Source organism: Mesorhizobium sp. C432A (assembly GCF_030323145.1).
Classification (GTDB): Bacteria; Pseudomonadota; Alphaproteobacteria; order Rhizobiales; family Rhizobiaceae; genus Mesorhizobium.
Genome location: NZ_CP100470.1, coordinates 5,691,699 through 5,710,044 on the forward strand (window position 1 = coordinate 5,691,699; position 18,346 = coordinate 5,710,044).

Sequence of the window (18,346 nt, forward strand, 5' to 3'; positions counted from 1 at the left end):
CCATGGCTGAACCGCTCATCCGCATGTCCAACATCAAAAAGTCCTACGGGCGCGTGCAGGCGCTCGAAGACGCCAATTTTCATGTCAACGAAAGGGAGATCGTCGGCCTGCTCGGCGACAATGGCGCCGGCAAATCGACGCTGATCAAGGTGTTGTCGGGGGCGGTGCCGCTGACCAGCGGCGACATTTTCATCCGCGGCAAGAAGGTCAATCTGCGCAGCACCAGCGACGCCATCGCGCACGGCATCGAGACGATCTACCAGGATTCGGCACTGGTGACGCAGCTGTCGATCGCGCGCAACCTGTTCCTTGGCCGCGAGCCGATCAAACCGCCGCGCTTTTTGAACCGCATGGACCAGGAGGCGATGAACAATGTCGCCCGCGACCTGTTGAAACAGGTCGGCATCTCCAAGAACATCCCGCCGACGACGCCGATCGGCTCCCTGTCCGGCGGCGAGCGGCAGGCCGTCGCCATCGCGCGCGCCATGCACTTCGACAGCGACCTGATCATCCTCGACGAGCCGACCAACAATCTCGGCGTCGCCGAGACGCAAGGCGTGCTGAGCTTCGTGCGCAACGCGCGCGATTCCGGGCATTCCTGCATCTTCATCGCCCACAACATCCACCATGTCTTCCAGGTGGTTGACCGCATCGTCGTCATGCGCCGGGGCAAGGTGGTGGCCGACGACATCGACCCGAAGAAGACCAGCGTGGCCGAGGTCGAACGCATCATCACCGGGATGTCCGACAAGGAGATCCGCGACGCCATCATCGAAGGCGGGCCATCGCACGGCTGAACCGTCTTCGCGCCGTCTGGCACGGAAACGCATCCGCTCTAACTCGTTGTAGAGCATGACCTTTTGACAAAACGGTTCCCGTTTGTCCTAGAAAACCGGTTCCCACTTTTCGGGATCATGCTCTATGACTACAGCCATGAAAGCCACCGTTGCCGACATAGCCAGGAGCTGCGGCCTGTCGACCGCGACCGTCGACCGGGTTCTGAACAACCGGGCCGGCGCGAGCGCCGCCAACCGCCAACGGGTGATGGAGGCGGCCAAGCAGCTCGGCTATTTGCCGGTGGTCGATCAGGTGACGCTGCCGTCGCGGCCGGCGCATCTTGAATTCTTCCTGCCGATCGGCGCCAACGGTTTCATGATCGACCTCGCCGGGCACATCGAGGACTATGCGGGGCGCCTGCCGCTGGTCGCCTCGTGCCGGATCCACAATCTCGGCGGCATCTCGCCGGCAGCGCTGCAGGCGGCGGTTGAAAATCTGTCGCTGAAGGCCAATGGCGTCGGCGTCATTGCCGTCGATCATCCGCGAACGCGCAACATATTGCGCGATGTGGTCGAGGCAGGCATCCGCCTTGTCACGCTGGTCTCCGACGTTCCAGCCGCCCCGCGTTCGGCCTATGTCGGCATCGACAACCGGGTTGCCGGACGCACGGCGGCGCTGTTGATGGGGCGCTTCCTCAATGGCCGCCAGGGTCATCTGGCGATGGTCGTCGGCTCGCGTTCCTATCGCGGGCACGAGGAGCGAGAAATGGGCTTTCGGTCGGTGCTGACAGAGGAATTCCCCAATCTCACGGTCTCGAGTGCGGTCGAGATCAATGACGAACCGGAGGGCAGCTACACCGCAACGATGCAGGCGCTGCACAACGAGCCGGAACTGCTCGGCATCTATTGCGTCGGCGCCGGGCGCTCAGGTGTGGCGAGAGCGCTGCTCGAGGCCAAGCCAAAGAAGAAGCCGGTCTTCATCTGCCACGACCTGACCAAGGAAACGCGCGGCTATCTCGTCGACGACCTCGCCGATGTCGTCATCGACCAGAATGCGCGGCTGATCGCGGAGCAATCTGTGATCCGCCTGCTTGGCTCGATCGCATCCGCCGCGCCATACCTGACGAAGAAGTTCATCGAGCCACGGCTGATCTTCAAGGAAAACGTGCCGGTGCAGTGAAGTCGCGCCGTGGCGGTTTCTCCGATTTGTACGACAAGTCGGGGTAGATGCCGCAAATCTGCACAGCAGCCATGCAACTTTCATTGTTGCCGAATCATTGGGCAACCCGTACTCATCTGGGTGTCGGCCATCTACTCCTCCCAGATGCGATGCCGACGCTGAGCGCGGTGCACCTCCTCCCGCATCTCGTTCGAAATCGAGCCCGCTGCCACCTCCTCCCGGCAGCGGGCTTTTTTCATTCTCAAATGAATCTAAATTAGAGTTGACGGGCAAGTTCGGAGAATAGCCAAAAGCCCCGCCGGATGATGGGGACTCCTCAACTCCGAAAGCTGGAATTCAGCGCGCCCTGAAAGAGCTGATCAGGCCTTCAGCCATGCGCACGAACTGCGTGCTGGGGCCCTGGCAGCCCATGGTCTGCACGCTGACGCGCGCCCCTTCGAACAGCAGCGACAGCGTATCGGCCAGAAGCTCGGCCTGACCGATGCCCGCATCCCGGCACAGCGCAACGAGGCGATCGCGCTGAGCGCTCTTGAGCTCCTTGATCACGCTCCTGGCGGGATGGTCCGGCTCGGTCAATTCGGCGGCGGCATTGGCCATGTCGCAGCCGCGACCGTCAGCCGCCAGGCAAGCAGCGGCCATGCGAATCCAGGCATGCAACTGGGCGAGCTTGTCGCCGGGATGCTCAGCCTCGAATTGGTCCCACATCGCGGCGCCTTTAGCCGCCGACGCGCGCAGGCACTGGACGATCAGTTCGTCCTTCGACTCAAAATGACGGTAGAGCGTCATCTTGTTGGTGCCGGCGGCTTCCGTGATGGCGTCGACGCCGACGCCCTTGATGCCATGCTTGTGAAACATGTCCTGCGCCGTCTCCAGGATTCGATCCCGGGGACGCACGCGATCCGTAATGCCGTCTGCCATCGCAGTCTCCTTGTCTCCCTAAAAATTCGGTTCACCTCTTGACTAGGGTGTTACCGGTCTGTAACTATCCGAATGTTACTTACTGGTAACACCTATGTAGCCTTCCGTCAATAACAAGGCCGTGAACTGGTCCTGCCAGATCACAAAGGGTGAAAATTGCAGGTCATGCGGCTCCGGCCGGTGAAGAGATGAAAACCGGTTCGCGATCATCCGATGCGGGCCGCTGGAATGGAGACGCTCCAATGTCGCAGCGCAAGGATTTGACCATCGATGAAGCCATCCGGGATCCGATGATCCGGCTGGTGATGAAAGCGGACCGCGTCAACCCGCGCGCCTTCGAAGCGATGCTGAGGACCGTTGCCGATGAGCAGGGCCTCAGCGGCGCGGCGCCGTCTTCGTATTTTTTGCAGGACCCGGGTTCGGTGCGCGGCCGGCGGCTGTCCCGGTCTGCCCATTCTTTTAAAGAGGCCGGTTCTTCTAAAGAGGTTTGCGTGTCGTGGTAAATTATTTCATCCATCGTCCGATCTTCGCCTCGGCCATCGCCATCATCATGGTGCTCGCCGGGACGATTTGTTATTTCCTTTTGCCGGTTTCGCAGTTTCCCGACATCACGCCGCCGCAGGTCGTGGTCAGCGCGCATTATCCGGGCGCCAGCGCGCAAGTGGTCGCCGATACGGTGACGACGCCGCTGGAACAGCAGATCAACGGCGTCGAAGGCATGACTTACATGTCGTCGTCGAGCTCCAATGACGGCTCCTCGACCATCACCATCACCTTCGATGTCGGCTATTCCTTGAGCACCGCTGCCGTCGACGTTCAGAACCGCGTCTCGCAAGCGGCCTCCTCGCTGCCGGCGATCGTCAACCAGGGCGGCGTGACGATCAAGAAGCAGAACCCGAATTTCGTCCTCATCGTCAACCTGACCTCGCCCGACAGTTCGGTCGATCCGGTGGCGCTGAGCAACCTCGCCTATCTGCAGGTCGTCGATCCGCTGAAGCGGCTGCCTGGCGTCGGCGACGTCCAGATATTCGGCGAGCGCCGCTACTCGATGCGCGTCTGGCTCGACCCGGACAAGCTCGCCAATCTTGGCATCACCGCGGTCGACGTCCAGAATGCCATCTCGGAACAGAACGTCCAGGTGGCGGCCGGCAAGATCGGCCAGTCGCCGGCGCCCGCCGGCACCGCCTTCGAGATGCAGGTCAACGCCGTCGGCCGCCTGAGCGACCCCAAGGAGTTCGGCGACATCGTCGTGCGCGCCAACACCGGCACCGGCTCGCTGGTGCGGCTGCGCGACGTCGCCCGCATCGAGCTCGGCGCGCTGCAATATTCGTCGTCGGCCTTCTTTGGCAAGGACCCCACGGTGGTGCTGGCCGTCTACCAGATGCCCGGTTCCAACGCGCTCGATCTGCAGCAGCACGTCAAGGACAAGATGCAGGAACTGTCGGCCCGTTTCCCCAAGGGCGTCTCCTACGCCATGCACTACGACACCACGCGCTTCGTGTCGGCATCGATGCATGACGTGCTGATCACGCTTGGCGAAGCGCTGGTGCTGGTCGTGGCCGTGGTGTTCATCTTCCTGCAGAGCTGGCGCACGACGATCATCCCGACCATCGCCATTCCGGTGTCGCTGGTGGCGACGATGGTCGTCATGGAAATGATGGGCTTCTCGCTCAACATGCTCTCCCTGCTCGGCATGGTGCTGGCCATCGGCCTCGTCGTCGACGACGCCATCGTGGTGGTCGAAAATGTCGAGCGACAATTGGAGGCGGGCCTCAAACCGCTGGCGGCGACCAAGGCCGCGATGGCCGAGGTCACCGGACCGATCATCGCCACCACCGCGGTGCTGATGGCCGTCTTCGTGCCCGTTGCCTTCATTCCTGGCGTCTCCGGCAAGCTCTACAATCAGTTCGCGCTGACGGTGGCGATTTCGGTCGGCATATCCGCCTTCAACTCGCTGACGCTCAGCCCGGCGCTGAGTGCCGCCTTCCTGCGCCATCGCGGGGAGACGCAGTTCGCCCCGTTCCGCTGGTTCAACACGGGTTTCGACAGGCTGTCGCATGCCTATGCCCATGGCGTACGCATCCTCATCCGGCTGCGCTGGATCATGCTCGGTCTGTTCGCGGCCGGCCTGGTCGCCACCTACTTCGTCTGGCAAAAGCTGCCCTCGACCTTCCTTCCGGTCGAGGACCAGGGTTACTTCTTCGTCGTCATCCAGCTGCCTGACGGCGCCTCGCTGGAACGCACTGACGCCGTGGCCCAGAAGGCGCGCGACATCCTCCAAGCTACGCCCGGCGTCGAGATTGTCGGCTCGATCAGCGGCCTGAACTTCCTGACCAGTGCCGCGCAGTCGAACTCGGCTGTCGAGTTCGCCATCCTGAAGCCGTGGGAAGAGCGCGGCCCCGACCAGAGCGCGTCGAAGCTCGTCGCCGACGTGCGCGGGAAGCTGATGCAGATTCCGGAAGCCTTCGCGCTGTCCTTCGATCCGCCTTCGATCCCGGGTATCGGCACCACGGGCGGCTTCGAATTCGTCGTCGAGGATCTCACCGGGCGCGGCAGTTCAGCCCTCAACGACGCGACGCAAGCCGTGATCGCCGAGGCGCGCAAGCAGCCGGAAATCAACCCGCAGCAGCTGTTCTCGCCGTTCTCGACCTCGACGCCGCAGTTCAACTACGACCTCGACCGCAGCAAGGCCAAACTGCTCGGCCTCAACCTGCCCGACGTCTTCAACACGCTGCAGATCTATCTCGGCTCGCTCTACGTCAACGACTTCAACCTGTTCGGCCGCACCTTCCGGGTGACCATCCAGGCCGACAAGGATGCACGTGCCGACGCAGGCGACCTTTCGCGGCTCTATGTGCGCAACGCCTCCGGCGGCATGGTGCCGCTGAGCACACTGGGCAAACTGGTGCCGTTCGTCGGCCCGGAAACCGTGCCGCACTACAACAACAACGCCTCGGCCACGATCAATGGCGGCGCAGCCCCCGGCTTCTCGTCGGGCCAGGCGGTTGCCGCGATGGAACGGGCCGCCACCACCGCTTTGCCCAGGGATTTCGGTTTCGAATGGACCGGCATCACCTTCCAGGAGCTCAAGGCAGGATCGATCGCGTCGGTCGTCTTCGGCCTCGCCATCGTCTTCGTCTTCCTGATCCTGGCGATGCAGTATGAGAGCTGGGCGATGCCGTTCATGGTGCTGCTGGCGGTGCCACTGGCCCTGTTCGGCGCCTTCGCAGCCCTGTTCCTGCGCGGCATGCAGATCGACGTCTATTCGCAGATCGGCTTCGTCATGCTGATCGGCCTCGCCGCCAAGAACGCGATCCTGATCGTCGAGTTTGCAAGGCGGCGGCGCGAGGAGGGACTGAGCATTGTCGACGCGGCGATGGAAGCTGCGCGGCTGAGGCTGCGGCCGATCCTGATGACGGCCTTCGCCTTCATCCTCGGCGTGCTGCCGCTGATGTTTGCGACGGGTGCGGGTGCGGCAAGCCGGCAGTCGATCGGCACCACCGTGTTTGGCGGCATGGTCGCGGCGACCATCCTGTCGCTGGTGTTCGTGCCGGTCTTCTACGCGGTCATCGAACAGCTGCGCGAAGGCCGCGTGCGCAGCGAACCGAACGCTGCTCATGACCAGGACAATAATGAACCGACTGCCGAACCAGCGCCGATGCGCCTGGCCGAAGCAGCCGAATAGAATTGGAGACCAAAATGCGTAAATGGAAAATAGCTTTGGGAACGGCCGTCGCCCTGGGAGCGATCTCGGTGGCAAGCGTCCACTTCCTCGACATGGGCAATCTCAGCCTCAATGCCGGCACGGCGGCAGCGACGGCAGCACCTGCGGCATTCGTCATGCCGGTGCCGGTGACGAGCGTGGTCAAGAAGACGATCCCGATCTACCTTGACTACGCCGCCCGCATCGAGGCGATCCGCAGCGTCACCTTGCAGGCCCGCGTGCCCGGCTATCTGCAGGAGCAGACGGCTAAGGACGGCGCGGATGTGCGCCAGGGTGATCTGCTCTACAAGATCTCGCCTGACGACTTCAAGGCGGCTCTCGACCAGGCCAAGGCCGAAGTGCAGCGCGACCAGGCGAGCCTCGACTATGCGCGCTCCAATCTCGGCCGCGGCTCCGAACTCGCCAAGAGCGGCTATCTGGCCAAGGATGGGTTCGACCAGCGTACGAGCACCTTGCGCCAGGCCGAAGCGTCGCTTGCCGTCAACCAGGCGGCGGTGCGCACGGCCGAGCTCAATTTGAGCTACGCCGAAATCCACGCTCCGTTTGCCGGCCGCGTCGGCCGCAACCAGGCTTCGGTCGGCACGCTGGTCAGCGTCGCCGGCACGGTGCTGAACACGCTGGTGCAGCTCGACCCGATCTACGTCACCTTCAATCCGAGCGAGACGGACCTGGCCGAAATCGAACAGGCCCGCGCCGCCGGCCCGATCGAGGTCGAGGTGCTGCTCCCCGGCGAGACCGAAGCCAGCCAGAAGGGCGAACTCACCTTCATCGACAACACGGTCGACCACTCGACCGGCACGATTACGGCGCGCGCCACCATCGGCAATGCGAAGTTCTCGCTGCTGCCGGGCCAGTATGTCCGCGTGCGGCTGCACATCAAGCAGCTGCCCGACGCGCTGATGGTGCCGCAGGTGGCGCTGGGTTCGAGCCAGCTCGGCAAATATGTCTATGTCGTCGGCAAGGGCAACACGGTCGACCAGCGCATCGTCTCGCTTGGCGCGACCAGCGGCGACCTTGTGGCGGTCCTCAGCGGCGTTGCCGAAGGCGACCAGGTGATAACGGGCAATCTGCAGAAGATCGGACCAGGAATGCCGATCTCGCCGTTGCCCCAGGAGAAACCGGCCAGCTGATAACCCCCATCAGCCCCGGTCCTGCGGCGCCTTCGGCTTCCACGCCGAGGGCGCCGTTTTTTTATGGAGCGCCGCACGCCGTTTTTGGAGTAACCGCAAGGCACAAGAATCCGGAACAGACATATTGTAGGATTGTCGACAATCTGCTTGTCTGTTTCCGGCTCTCACTGGAGTGACGGAATGGCCAAGCTGGACTTCAATCCGATCGCGGATACGACACGCCGAGCCGAGATCGTTGCGCTGTTGCGGCGGGCGATCCTGATCGGCCAGCTGGAACCCGGCCAAAAGCTGAGCGAGCTGAGGATCGCCGAGCAGATGCGGGTCAGCCGCGCGCCTTTGCGCGAAGCTATGCGCGAGCTGGTGCAGGAAGGCATCCTGACCAGCATTCCCTATGCCGGCACCTTCGTCATCGATGTCACCGCCAAGGACATTGACGACGCCTACTCGCTGAACAAGGTGCTCGATGAATTCGCCATCGAGCGGACATGGAAGCTGCGCGACCAGCGCTTCTTCGATGAACTCGACCGCCGCCACGAAGCGGTGAAGCAGGCAACGCGCGCGCGCGACACCACCCGCCAGATCGAGACCGCACTGCAATTGCACGGGCTGATCTATGAATGGGCCGACAATTCGGTGCTGCTGGAAACCTGGCAGCGGCTGACCAGCCGGCTGCAGATGTACTTTGCCCTGCACCAGCGGGCCCGCAACGAGCCGGTGCCGGCCGAAGATCTCCACGAAACCTATGTGCGGCTCTTGAAGGGCGCCGACATGCGCGCTGCCCAGCGCCATGCGCGCGAGCATATCGACCTCGATTTCGAAGAGCTGCTTGCCTATGCGCGTGGCCTCGATCAGCGGAACATCGAAGGGCTGACCCTCCTCAACGCCTAGAGACAACGGACAGACAAGTGCAGATCAAAACCATCAAGGCCTATCGCGTCGTGCAGCCCTTCGTGGACGGGCCCTACCGCATGTCAAAGGGGCGGGTTGCAGACTGCTTCGATGCGGTGATCGTCGCCATCACCTCCGACAGCGGCGTGACCGGCTGGGGCGAGATGGCGCCGCTCGGCAATTTCTATTCGGCCGCCTTTCCGGCGGGAACGCGCGCGGGCGTGGTCGAGATCGCGCCGCACCTGATCGGCCAGGACCCGCGTGGCCTCGCCGGCATCGGCCGATTGATGGATACGGTGTTCAAGGGCCATCCCTACATCAAGTCGGCGCTCGACATGGCCTGCTGGGATCTGGCGGCCCGGGCCGCCGACGTGCCGCTGGTGACCATGCTTGGCGGCCGCGAGAGCGACATGGCGGAGACCTACCGCGTCGTCACCCACGGCACGCTCGACCAGATGGCGGCACTGGCCAAAAGGATCATCGCCCAGGGCTGCCGCCGACTGCAGGTCAAGGTCGGCGGCAATGTGCATGAAGACATCGAGCGGGTGAGCGCAGTCGCTTCGGCCGTGCCGAAAGGCACGGTGATTTTCTGCGACGCCAATGCCGGCTGGACACCCTACCAGGCGCGGCAGTTCGCCGATGCAACGCGCGGCATCGACTACACGTTCGAGCAGCCCTGCACGACGATCGAGGAGAACATGTCGGTGCGCCGCATGCTCGACAAGCCGATGGTGCTGGACGAGAGCGTCATCTCGCTCGAGGCGATGCTGGAAATCCATCGCCTGGGCGCCGCCGACGGGCTGACGCTGAAGATCTCGCGGCTTGGCGGCGTAACCAGGACAAGGCAAATCCGCGACGTCGCCGTCGATCTCGGTTTCATGATCACCGTCGAGGATACGGGCGGCGCCGAGATCGACACGGCGGCGATGGCGCATCTGTCGCTGTCGACGCCGGAAGAACGCCGGCTGCACGCCATCGCCTTCCATGAGTGGGTGACGGTGCGCACGGCCTCCAACGCCCCACCGGTCACCGGCAGCCACATGGGCATTCCCGACGGGCCCGGCCTCGGCATCGATGTCGTGCCCGACCTGCTCGGCAAGCCTTTCCTAGAGATCGGCTGAGATCAAGCGCAGCATGAAGCTGTCACCCCACGAATCCTCCGTGGGAGATTTGGTCCTGCAGCCATTCTCCGATTGCGGGTTGAAATATTTTTCAAATGGAAATAGGAACGTTCAAAATGATGATTTGACGCTGCGGCGCGTCATGACTGGAGGAAGCGATATGGCCCATCCGCAATTTGCAGCGGAACTTCTGCAGCGCGCTGAAGCCCAAGGGCCCATCACCATCGGACTCGCCGGCGCCGGGCAGATGGGCACCGACATCGTCGTCCAGGTGGCGCTGATGCCGGGCATGCGGATCGGTGCCATTTCCGAGGTGCGGCCGCAAGCGGCGATCGATGCCGCACTGCTCGCCGGCCATGACCGCTCCGACATCGTCCAGGCTGCGAACGCCTCTGCCATCGACCGCGCCATCGAGGCCGGCAAGATCGCTGTCACCGAAGATCTGCATGCGCTGGCCGCGGCCGGCCGCATTGATGTCATCATCGACGCGACAGGCAATCCCAACATCGGCACGCTGTTTGCGCTCGAAGTGATGAAGAACGGCAAGCACATCGTCATGCTCAATGTCGAGGCGGACATTACGATCGGCCGCTTCCTCAAGGAGGAAGCGCGCAAGGCCGGCGTGGTCTACACCGGTGCGGCCGGCGACGAACCCGCCTGCACGCTGGAGATCATCGGCTTCGCCAAGAGCCTCGGCTTCAACATCATCGCCGCCGGCAAGGGCAAAAACAACCCGCTCAAGATCGACGCCATGCCCGCCGACTACGAGAAGGAAGCGGCCGAGCGCAATATGAATGCGCGCATGCTGGTCGAGTTCGTCGACGGTTCCAAGACGGCGATCGAGATGGTGGCTATCGCCAACGCCACCGGGCTGGTGCCCGACGTGCCGGGCATGCACGGCCCGACGGCGACGCTGGAGGAACTGGCCAGCGTGCTTTGCCCGCGCGAGGATGGCGGCGTGCTGCACCGCAAGGGCGTGGTCGACTATTCCATCGGCAAGGGCGTGGCGCCCGGCGTGTTCTGCATCATCGAAACGAGGCATCCGCGCGTGCTGGAGCGCATGGTCGACCTCAAGGTCGGCAAGGGCCCCTATTTCACGATCTACCGTCCCTATCACCTGACAAGCCTTGAAGTGCCACTGTCGGCGGCGCGCGCCGTTGTCTACAAACGTGCCGACATGGAGCCGCTCGACCATCCGGTCGCCGAAGCGGTGGCGGTAGCCAAAAGCGATCTCGGCGCCGGGCAGTCGCTGGGCATGATCGGCGAGAACGACTATCGCGGCTTCGCCATGACCTGGGAGGACGCCCGCGCCAAGGGCGCGCTGCCGCTCGGGATTGCCGAACGCGCCAAGGTGGTCAAGCCGGTCAAGACCGGCGACTTCCTCACCTATGAAAATTGTGTACCCGACGATTCGATGGTGATAACGCAGATCCGCCGCCGTCTCGACCAGTCGGACGGACAGTTTGTGACCAACGCCGCCTGAACCTTCGGGATCTCCCTGTGATGGACGATGTCGTTATCGGGATCGATGCCTCGACGACGGCGGTGAAGGCGATCGCCTTCACCCGCGACGGCGCGGAGCTGTTCCAGGCGCGCGAGGCCTATCCGCTGGCCAATCCGAAGCCCGGCCATTTCGAGCAGGATGCCGAACATTGGTGGGCAGCCCTCATCAGTTCGCTGAAGCAGGTTGCCGACAAGGTCGGCGCAGCGCGCGTGGCGGCAATTGCCATAGCCCATCAGCGCGAGACCTTCACCCTGATCGATCAGGCCGGCACGCCGCTCATCCCGGCGATCCTGTGGCTTGACGAGCGCGCCCGGCCTCAAGTCGCCAAGCTGTCGGCCGAGCTTGGCCGCGAGACGATCCGCGACTGGAGCGGCAAGCCGCCGGATCCGACGCCGGCGCTCTATGCCATCGCCTGGCTGGCGGAACACCAGCCGCAGGTGCTGGCCAACGCCGCCGCCCTGGTCGATGTTCATGGCTTCTTCGTTCACCGGCTGACCGCACGGCTGGTAACCAGCACGGCAAGTGCCGACCCGCTCGGCTTGCTCGATGTCACGACAGGCGAATGGCACCCTGAGCTTGTCTCGGCTGCAGGGTTGCAGCCACGGCAGTTGCCGGCGCTGATCGGCCCAGGCGAAATCTGCGGCGGCCTTGCCGAAAGCATTGCCCAGCTGACTGGCCTCAAAGCGGGCACGCCAATTGTCGCCGGCGCCGGCGATGGCCAGGCCATGGGTCTCGGCATGGGCGTCTATGGTGCCGGCAGGAGCTATCTCTCGCTCGGCTCCGGCGTCGTCAGCGGCTGCTATTCCGGCACGGTCACCACATCGGATGCGTTTCGCACGCTGGTCTCGCCGACCGGCTCCGGCTTCATGCTGGAAACCGTGCTGCGCTCGGGCATGCAACTGGTCGACTGGATCGTGCGCACCACCGGCGCGTCTTCCGCGGCAGAACTGGAGAAGGGTGCGGTCGATGTTGCGGCCGGCGGCGACGGTCTTTTGGTCATGCCCTATTGGGCCGGCGTCATGAGCCCCTATTGGGATGGCGCGGCGCGCGGCGCCGTTGTTGGCCTGTCGCTCGACCATGAGCCCAGGCATCTCTTCCGCGCCACGCTGGAAGGCATCGCTTTGGAGCAGGCCATCGCCAGCGAGGCGATGGAGGCCGAAAGCGGCGGCAAGTCGGGAGAGATGATTTCCGCCGGCGGCGGCACCAATTCGGCGCTGCTGATGAAGATCATGGCCAGCGTGCTGGAGCGGCCGCTGTTCGTGTCGCCGGTCAACGAGGCGGCGGCCCTTGGCGCGGCCATGCTGGCTGCTTCGGCGATCAGCTGGTTCGCCTCGGCGGAAGACGCCGCCAAGGCAATGGCGGCGGCGCCGGCCAGGCGTGTCGATCCGGATATGACGCTGGTGCCGGCTTACCGGGCGCGCAAGGCGATCTACCGCGACCTCTATCACGCGACACGCGACATCCACGCGCGGCTCGGTGCGATCTGAGTTCAAGCGCAGCTTGCCTGCGTGAGGCTCCCATGCCCAACCTGCCCAGCTTGCCGATTTTGCGTCCTGCCCGGCCAATGCTAGACTCATCGGGCTCATGAAAGCAGTATTTCACCTTGCCGCCCTGCCCTGGATTGTCGCGCTTGCGGCAGCTCCGATGACGGCGCGTGCGCAGGACGAGCCGCCCTTCGAGGTCACGCTCGACATGGACAATGACGGCAGGATGGATCGGGCCGCGATCGCGGCGGATTCCGACACCGGGCTGGCGGATCTCTCGATCTATCTGGCTGCCGGCGAAGGAAAGCTCGATCCTTCGCGCAAGCCTGACTTTGTCAAAAAGGCGCTGACGCAGGACCGTATTCTCGGGCTCGAAAGCAAGGGCAAGGGATCGCTTGTCGTCACCTCGTGCTTCGGCTGCGGCGCCAACAAATCATGGGATACAACGCTGACCATCGTCTGGCGCGGCGGTAAATTCCTTGTCGCCGGCTACAGTCGCGACTGGGACTGGAATGTTCAGAAAGCCGACGGCTCGGTCGAGACGACGCTGGGCGGTTGCGACATCAATTTTCTCACCGGCAGAGGCGTTGCCTCAAAGGACCTGGACGACGGCAAACCGGTCGCGGGAAAATTCGTGCCGATCGCACTGGCCGACTGGTCGGACGACAGTCGTCCGGAGCCCTGCGAATTCTGACCGACGCCGGACAGCGCTCAACGATTGAGCAGGCCTTTGGCCGCATCCTCATCGGTGATCAGCACCGAAATCCTGGTGTTGGCCAGCGCCGCGCGCATCACAGCGACCTTCTCCTGACCACCTGAAACCAGTATGATGCTCGGAATATCGGACAAATCCTGCAGCGGATAGGCGCAGACGCGGCGGTTGACCTCATGGTCGACCGGGTGGCCCTCGGCGTCGATGAAATGGCACAAGAGGTCTCCGACCGCGCCGGCGGCCTGCAGTTCCTCAAGTTCGCTCGGCTTGATGAAGCCGTAATTGGCGATCGGGCTGTCCTTGGAAAACGAGCCGACGCTGAGCACGGCGATGTTGGCGCGGCGCGCGCGGAAGACGACATCCTGGACGCTGCGCTGGCTCATGAAGGCATCGCGCTGTTCCGGCTTGTCGGCATAGACCGGCACCGGCAGCAGGAAACATTCAGCGCCGATCTTTTCGGCGAACTCCCAGGCGCTTTCGGTCGGGTTGAGCGGCTGCGCGTGGGTGAGGCCGCCGAGCATCGAGACGACCGTCGTCCTGGCGATCGGCCGCCTCGGCAATTCGTTGATGGCGAATTTCAGCGTGCGGCCCCAGCCCAGCGCAATGACGTCGCCGGCATTCACATTGTCGGCGAGATAGGCGGCAGCCGCGTGGCCGATCATCAGCGGCGCGTTGCTGCGATCAGCGGCTGATGGCACCACGACCGCCTGGCTGAGCCCGAAACGCTGCTTCAGGCTCTCCTCGAGCTGCACGCATTCGACGACACTGTCGCGAATGCGGAACTGCACGATGCCCTCCTCTCGCGCAGCGGAGAGAATGCGGTGCACCTTGATGCGGCCGACGCCGAGGATCTCGGAAATGCGCTCTTGCGTCAGACCTTCGACATAGTAATGCCAGGCGGCCCGGGCCTTGAGCTCGGCATCGGGGAAGCGCGAGGCCTTCTCGTTTTCGACGGTCGCCATCTTTTGCCCTCCCGCGGCAAATTTCGGAAATCTTTCCGCAAGCGCCGCCCCCTGGCCTTCCCTAGGACAAACCGCCCGGTGGCGCAAACAACCGCCGAATGGCGCAACGGCTCTTGACAATTTTCTAATGAACAGTTTAGCTGAACAAAATTGCATATCAAAGATAAATTGTTCACAGGGAGGTGCCTGGTGAACAAGAGCGGACGGCAGGCCATCGCCGTTTCGCTGACGGAGGAGACGAAGTGGCCGTGAGTAATGATGCAAGCGAGTCGAAGGCTGGCGAGTTGAAAGCCGCGCCCGGCGCTCAAGGTGCGACGGCCGCGAAGCTTTCGGCACTGTTTGCCGGAACCATGGGACCGCTGATCGGACTGCTGCTGCTCTGCCTGGCGCTGACGCTGACCACCGACACGTTCCTCACCGTGCGCAACATCCTCAACGTACTCGACCAGATCACGGTGCTCGGCATCATGGCAATCGGGATGACGCTGGTGATCCTGATCGGCGGCATCGATCTCTCGGTCGGCTCGGTGCTGGCGCTGGCCGCCATGGTGATGGGCTTTGTCTCCCATCCCGACTATCTCAATCTCGGCCTTGCGGCCGGCGTCGTTGCAGCACTGGTCGTCGCCGGCCTTTGCGGACTGGTGTCCGGCCTGCTGGTGACCGTCACCCGGCTGCCGCCGTTCATCGCGACGCTGGCGATGATGTCGGTGGCGCGCGGCCTTGCCAACATGATCACCGACGGCTCGCAGATCGTCGGCTTTCCCGACTGGTTCACCAGCCTGTCGATCATCCGCCATTTCGGCTTCCTGTCGGTCACAGTCGGGGTGATGATGGTGCTGGCGATCGTCTTCGCCATCTTCCTCAACTACCGCGCCACCGGCCGCAGCTTTACGCCATCGGCGGCAGCGCCGAGGTGGCGCGGCTCTCCGGCATTCCGGTGAAGTCGCTGACCAACTGGGTCTATGCCATCTGCGGCGTGCTTGCGGGTCTTGCAGGCATTGTGCTTGCCGCGCGGCTGGATTCGGTGCAGCCGAGTTCCGGCCTCGGCTATGAGCTCGACACCATCGCGGCGGTGGTGATCGGCGGCGCCAGCCTCTCGGGCGGCGTCGGTTCGATCGGCGGCACAGCGGTCGGCGTGCTCATCATCGGCGTGCTGCGCAACGGCCTCAATCTGCTCGGCGTCTCGCCCTTCATCCAGCAGGTGGTGATCGGCGTGGTGATCGCGCTGGCCGTCGCCAGCGACACCTGGCGGCGCAGGGCGCGATAGAGAGCGGGGCACAATTGAGAATTCGCCCGGAACGTCCGGGCGATAGACGGATCGGTCGATCCGAAACTGGGATGTTCCAAGGGGCGCGATGCGCTGGCGGGACAGTTTGACTATCAACGGAGGAAACACATGCTCACCAAACGTTCACTGCTGCTCGCCGCTGCCGCAATCATTCCCCTGCTCGGCCTGACCGACATGGCCTCGGCCAAGGAGGCCAAGAAACTCGGCCTCGCGGTGGCCAATTTGCAGGCCGACTTCTTCAACCAGATCAAGCAGTCGGTCGAAGCCTACGGCAAGGAGAAGGGCATCGAGATCGTCACCGTCGACGCCAAGGGCGATTCGGCAACGCAGGTCAGCCAGGTACAGGATTTGATCACGCAGAACATCGACGCGCTGATCTACATTCCGGCCGGCGCCACAGCCGCCACCGTGCCGACCAAGACCGCCAAGGCCGCCGGCATTCCGGTGGTCAATGTCGACCGCAACGCCGACGGCGCGCCCGGCGACACCTTCATCGCCACCAACAGCGTCGCCTCGGCGCAGGCGGTGTGCGACTACATCGCCAAGCAGGCCGGCGGCAAAGGCGAACTGATCATCATCCACGGCCAGAAGGGCACCACGCCGGAAGTGGATCGCTCGAAGGGCTGCGGCGAAGCGCTCAAGGCCTATCCCGATATCAAGGTGGTCGGCGAATTGTGGAGCGAAGGCTGGCACCAGGACGAAGGCTTCAAGCTGACGCAGGACCTGCTGCAGTCGCATCCCGATGTCTCCATCGTCATCGGCCAGGCCGATGCGCTGGCGCTGGGTGCGGCGCAGGCGGTCAAGGTCGCCAATCCCGGCCACAAGGTCTGGGTTGCCGGCTTCGATGGCGACGTGGCCGCGCTCAAGGCGCTGAAGGACGGCGTGTTCGACGTCACCGCGACGCAGCAGACGCAAGGCATGGGCCGTCTCGCCGTCGATGCGGCGATCAAGCTGGTGGCCGGCGAGAGCGTTCCGGCCGAACAGCTGCAGGATGCGACGCTGACCACCAAGGACAATGTCGAGCAGTTCATCGCCAAGCATCCGTGATAACCGGCACCGCTTAAGAGAGCGCCACGATGTCTCCTGATACTCGCCACAGCGAAGGCCCGCACAACGGGCTCTTCGTCAACGGCCTTTGCAAGAGCTACGGACCGGTCCAGGTCCTGGCCGATGCAAGCTTCGAGGTGCGGCCGGGCGAGGTTGTGGCGCTGCTCGGCGAAAACGGCGCCGGCAAGTCGACGGTGTCCAACATCATCGCCGGTTCGACAAAGGCCGATGCCGGCACTATCATCTGGCGGGGGAAACATTATTCCCCCGCCTCGCCTGCCGCGGCAATCGATGCCGGTGTGGGCATGATCCATCAGGAACTGAAGCTGCTGCCGGACCTGTCGGTGGCGGAAAATGTCTATGTCGGGCGCCTGCCGATGCGCGGCGGCCGCATCGACCGCGCAGCGATGAACGCCAAGGCCTCGGCGCAGTTGAAGCGGCTTGGCCTCGACGTCTCGCCCGAGCGCAAGGTGGGCACGCTGCGCATCGCCGCCCAGCAACAGGTCGAGATCGCCAAGGCGTTGACGCTCAATGCCGAATTGCTGATCTTCGACGAACCGACCGCAGCGCTTGGCGGCGAGGAAACGGAGCTTTTGTTCCAGCAGATCCGCAAGCTCAAGGCGGAGGGCATGTCCTTCATCTACATCAGCCATCGTCTCGACGAGATCGCGCAGATTGCCGACCGCGTGGTTGTGATGCGCGACGGACGCATCGTCGCCCGCCACGAACGCGCCGATATTCCCGTGCGCACAGTAGTGGAGCAGATGGTCGGCCGCTCGGTCGAGCGGATGTTCCCACACTTGACGCCGCCGCGCGAGGAGACGCTGCTCGAGGTCGACAACCTGTCCTCGCCGGAGAAGAGTTTCAACAACGTTTCCTTCTCGGTCAAAGCAGGCGAGATCCTCGGCATTGCCGGGTTGATCGGCGCCGGCCGCACCGAACTGGTGCGGGCGATCGCCGGCGCCGATCCGATCTCGTCGGGCTCGGTGCGCGTTGCCGGCAAATCGGTGCATCTCAGCGGGCCGGCGGCAGCGATCAAGGCCGGCGTCGTGCTGGTGCCGGAAGACCGTAAGGCGCAAGGCGTGGTGCTCGACCAGACCATCGGCGAGAATCTGGCGTTCGGCAATTTCGACCATGTCGCGCCGAAGGGCTGGGTGTTTCCGAAAGCGGTGCAGAAATTCGCCGAAGCCGGCATCGCAAGGCTCGGGGTCAAGGGCAAACCTGGCCAGGCGGTCAGCAAGCTTTCCGGCGGCAACCAGCAGAAGGTGATCATTGCCAAATGGGTGTCGCGGCCGCCGAAGGTGTTCATCCTCGATGAACCGACGCGCGGCATCGATGTCGGCGCGCGTGCGGCTATCTACGACGTGATCGCCGACCTCGCCCGCTCCGGCATGGCGGTGGTGGTGGTCAGCTCCGACCTCGAGGAGGTGCTGGGGCTGTCGCACCGGGTGCTGGTGCTGAGCCGCGGCCGCCAGCGCGGCATTCTCGACCGCAGCGAGGCGAGCAATGTCGCGGTGATGGAACTCGCCACGAGCTGAGGACAGGAGTCGGAACAAAGCGCAGCAGGTGGTATCCTCCGAAGGACCGGACCGCGCGGGGCGCCAGCAAAGAC

General features: G+C 63.9%; 14 protein-coding genes and 1 pseudogene. 13 read left to right on the forward strand and 2 right to left on the reverse strand.

Annotated features, from left to right (window positions below):
* Nucleotides 1–2 precede the first annotated feature (2 nt).
* Both NLY33_RS28025 and NLY33_RS28030 read left to right on the forward strand, forming a co-directional pair.
* Nucleotides 3–797, forward strand: a complete 795-nt coding sequence (locus tag NLY33_RS28025; protein ID WP_023668515.1) for an ATP-binding cassette domain-containing protein — start codon at nucleotides 3–5, stop codon at nucleotides 795–797.
* A gap of 136 nt (nucleotides 798–933) precedes the next feature.
* A complete protein-coding gene (locus tag NLY33_RS28030) occupies nucleotides 934–1,956 on the forward strand; it encodes a LacI family DNA-binding transcriptional regulator (RefSeq protein WP_023668516.1) in 1,023 nt (340 codons plus the stop codon).
* Between the two features lie 336 nt (nucleotides 1,957–2,292).
* On the opposite strand, the gene NLY33_RS28035 is transcribed toward NLY33_RS28030, so the two are convergent.
* A complete protein-coding gene (locus tag NLY33_RS28035) occupies nucleotides 2,293–2,874 on the reverse strand; it encodes a TetR/AcrR family transcriptional regulator (RefSeq protein ID WP_023668517.1) in 582 nt (193 codons plus the stop codon).
* Between the two features lie 242 nt (nucleotides 2,875–3,116).
* On the opposite strand from NLY33_RS28035, the gene NLY33_RS28040 reads away from it, so the two are divergent.
* The 8 genes from NLY33_RS28040 (at nucleotide 3,117) to NLY33_RS28075 (ending at nucleotide 13,419) form a co-directional block, all read left to right on the forward strand.
* Nucleotides 3,117–3,377, forward strand: a complete 261-nt coding sequence (locus NLY33_RS28040; protein ID WP_023704858.1) for a hypothetical protein — start codon at nucleotides 3,117–3,119, stop codon at nucleotides 3,375–3,377.
* On the forward strand, nucleotides 3,371–6,559 hold the full coding sequence (locus NLY33_RS28045; RefSeq protein ID WP_023704857.1) for an efflux RND transporter permease subunit: 3,189 nt from the start codon (nucleotides 3,371–3,373) through the stop codon (nucleotides 6,557–6,559). Before NLY33_RS28040 ends, NLY33_RS28045 begins: the two co-directional genes overlap by 7 nt.
* 14 nt (nucleotides 6,560–6,573) lie before the next feature.
* The gene (locus NLY33_RS28050) at nucleotides 6,574–7,728 is read left to right on the forward strand and encodes an efflux RND transporter periplasmic adaptor subunit (protein ID WP_023740662.1); all 1,155 of its coding nucleotides are present in this window, start codon (nucleotides 6,574–6,576) and stop codon (nucleotides 7,726–7,728) included.
* Nucleotides 7,729–7,908: 180 nt separating this feature from the next.
* On the forward strand, nucleotides 7,909–8,616 hold the full coding sequence (locus NLY33_RS28055) for a GntR family transcriptional regulator (RefSeq protein WP_023704855.1): 708 nt from the start codon (nucleotides 7,909–7,911) through the stop codon (nucleotides 8,614–8,616).
* 17 nt (nucleotides 8,617–8,633) lie between these two features.
* A complete protein-coding gene (locus NLY33_RS28060) occupies nucleotides 8,634–9,737 on the forward strand; it encodes a mandelate racemase/muconate lactonizing enzyme family protein (RefSeq protein ID WP_023696609.1) in 1,104 nt (367 codons plus the stop codon).
* 160 nt (nucleotides 9,738–9,897) lie between these two features.
* Nucleotides 9,898–11,220 carry an NAD(P)H-dependent oxidoreductase gene (locus NLY33_RS28065; RefSeq protein WP_023668524.1) on the forward strand — a complete coding sequence of 441 codons (1,323 nt, stop codon included), beginning with the start codon at nucleotides 9,898–9,900 and terminating at the stop codon, nucleotides 11,218–11,220.
* 20 nt (nucleotides 11,221–11,240) lie between these two features.
* Nucleotides 11,241–12,728, forward strand: a complete 1,488-nt coding sequence (locus NLY33_RS28070; RefSeq protein ID WP_023704854.1) for a xylulokinase — start codon at nucleotides 11,241–11,243, stop codon at nucleotides 12,726–12,728.
* Nucleotides 12,729–12,825: 97 nt separating this feature from the next.
* Nucleotides 12,826–13,419, forward strand: coding sequence for a hypothetical protein (locus NLY33_RS28075; protein WP_023668526.1), 594 nt, complete (start codon nucleotides 12,826–12,828; stop codon nucleotides 13,417–13,419).
* Nucleotides 13,420–13,436: 17 nt separating this feature from the next.
* Here NLY33_RS28075 and NLY33_RS28080 read toward each other — a convergent pair whose 3' ends face one another.
* Nucleotides 13,437–14,399: a sugar-binding transcriptional regulator gene (locus NLY33_RS28080; protein WP_023668527.1), complete on the reverse strand. Its 963-nt coding sequence runs from the start codon at nucleotides 14,397–14,399 to the stop codon at nucleotides 13,437–13,439.
* A 350-nt stretch (nucleotides 14,400–14,749) separates the two neighbouring features.
* Here NLY33_RS28080 and NLY33_RS28085 point away from each other — a divergent pair.
* The 3 genes and pseudogenes from NLY33_RS28085 (at nucleotide 14,750) to NLY33_RS28095 (ending at nucleotide 18,272) form a co-directional block, all read left to right on the forward strand.
* Nucleotides 14,750–15,666, forward strand: a pseudogene (locus NLY33_RS28085) (ABC transporter permease).
* A gap of 129 nt (nucleotides 15,667–15,795) precedes the next feature.
* On the forward strand, nucleotides 15,796–16,734 hold the full coding sequence (locus NLY33_RS28090; protein ID WP_023684414.1) for a sugar ABC transporter substrate-binding protein: 939 nt from the start codon (nucleotides 15,796–15,798) through the stop codon (nucleotides 16,732–16,734).
* Nucleotides 16,735–16,763: 29 nt separating this feature from the next.
* On the forward strand, nucleotides 16,764–18,272 hold the full coding sequence (locus tag NLY33_RS28095) for a sugar ABC transporter ATP-binding protein (protein ID WP_023708150.1): 1,509 nt from the start codon (nucleotides 16,764–16,766) through the stop codon (nucleotides 18,270–18,272).
* The last annotated feature ends 74 nt before the right edge of the window (nucleotides 18,273–18,346 follow it).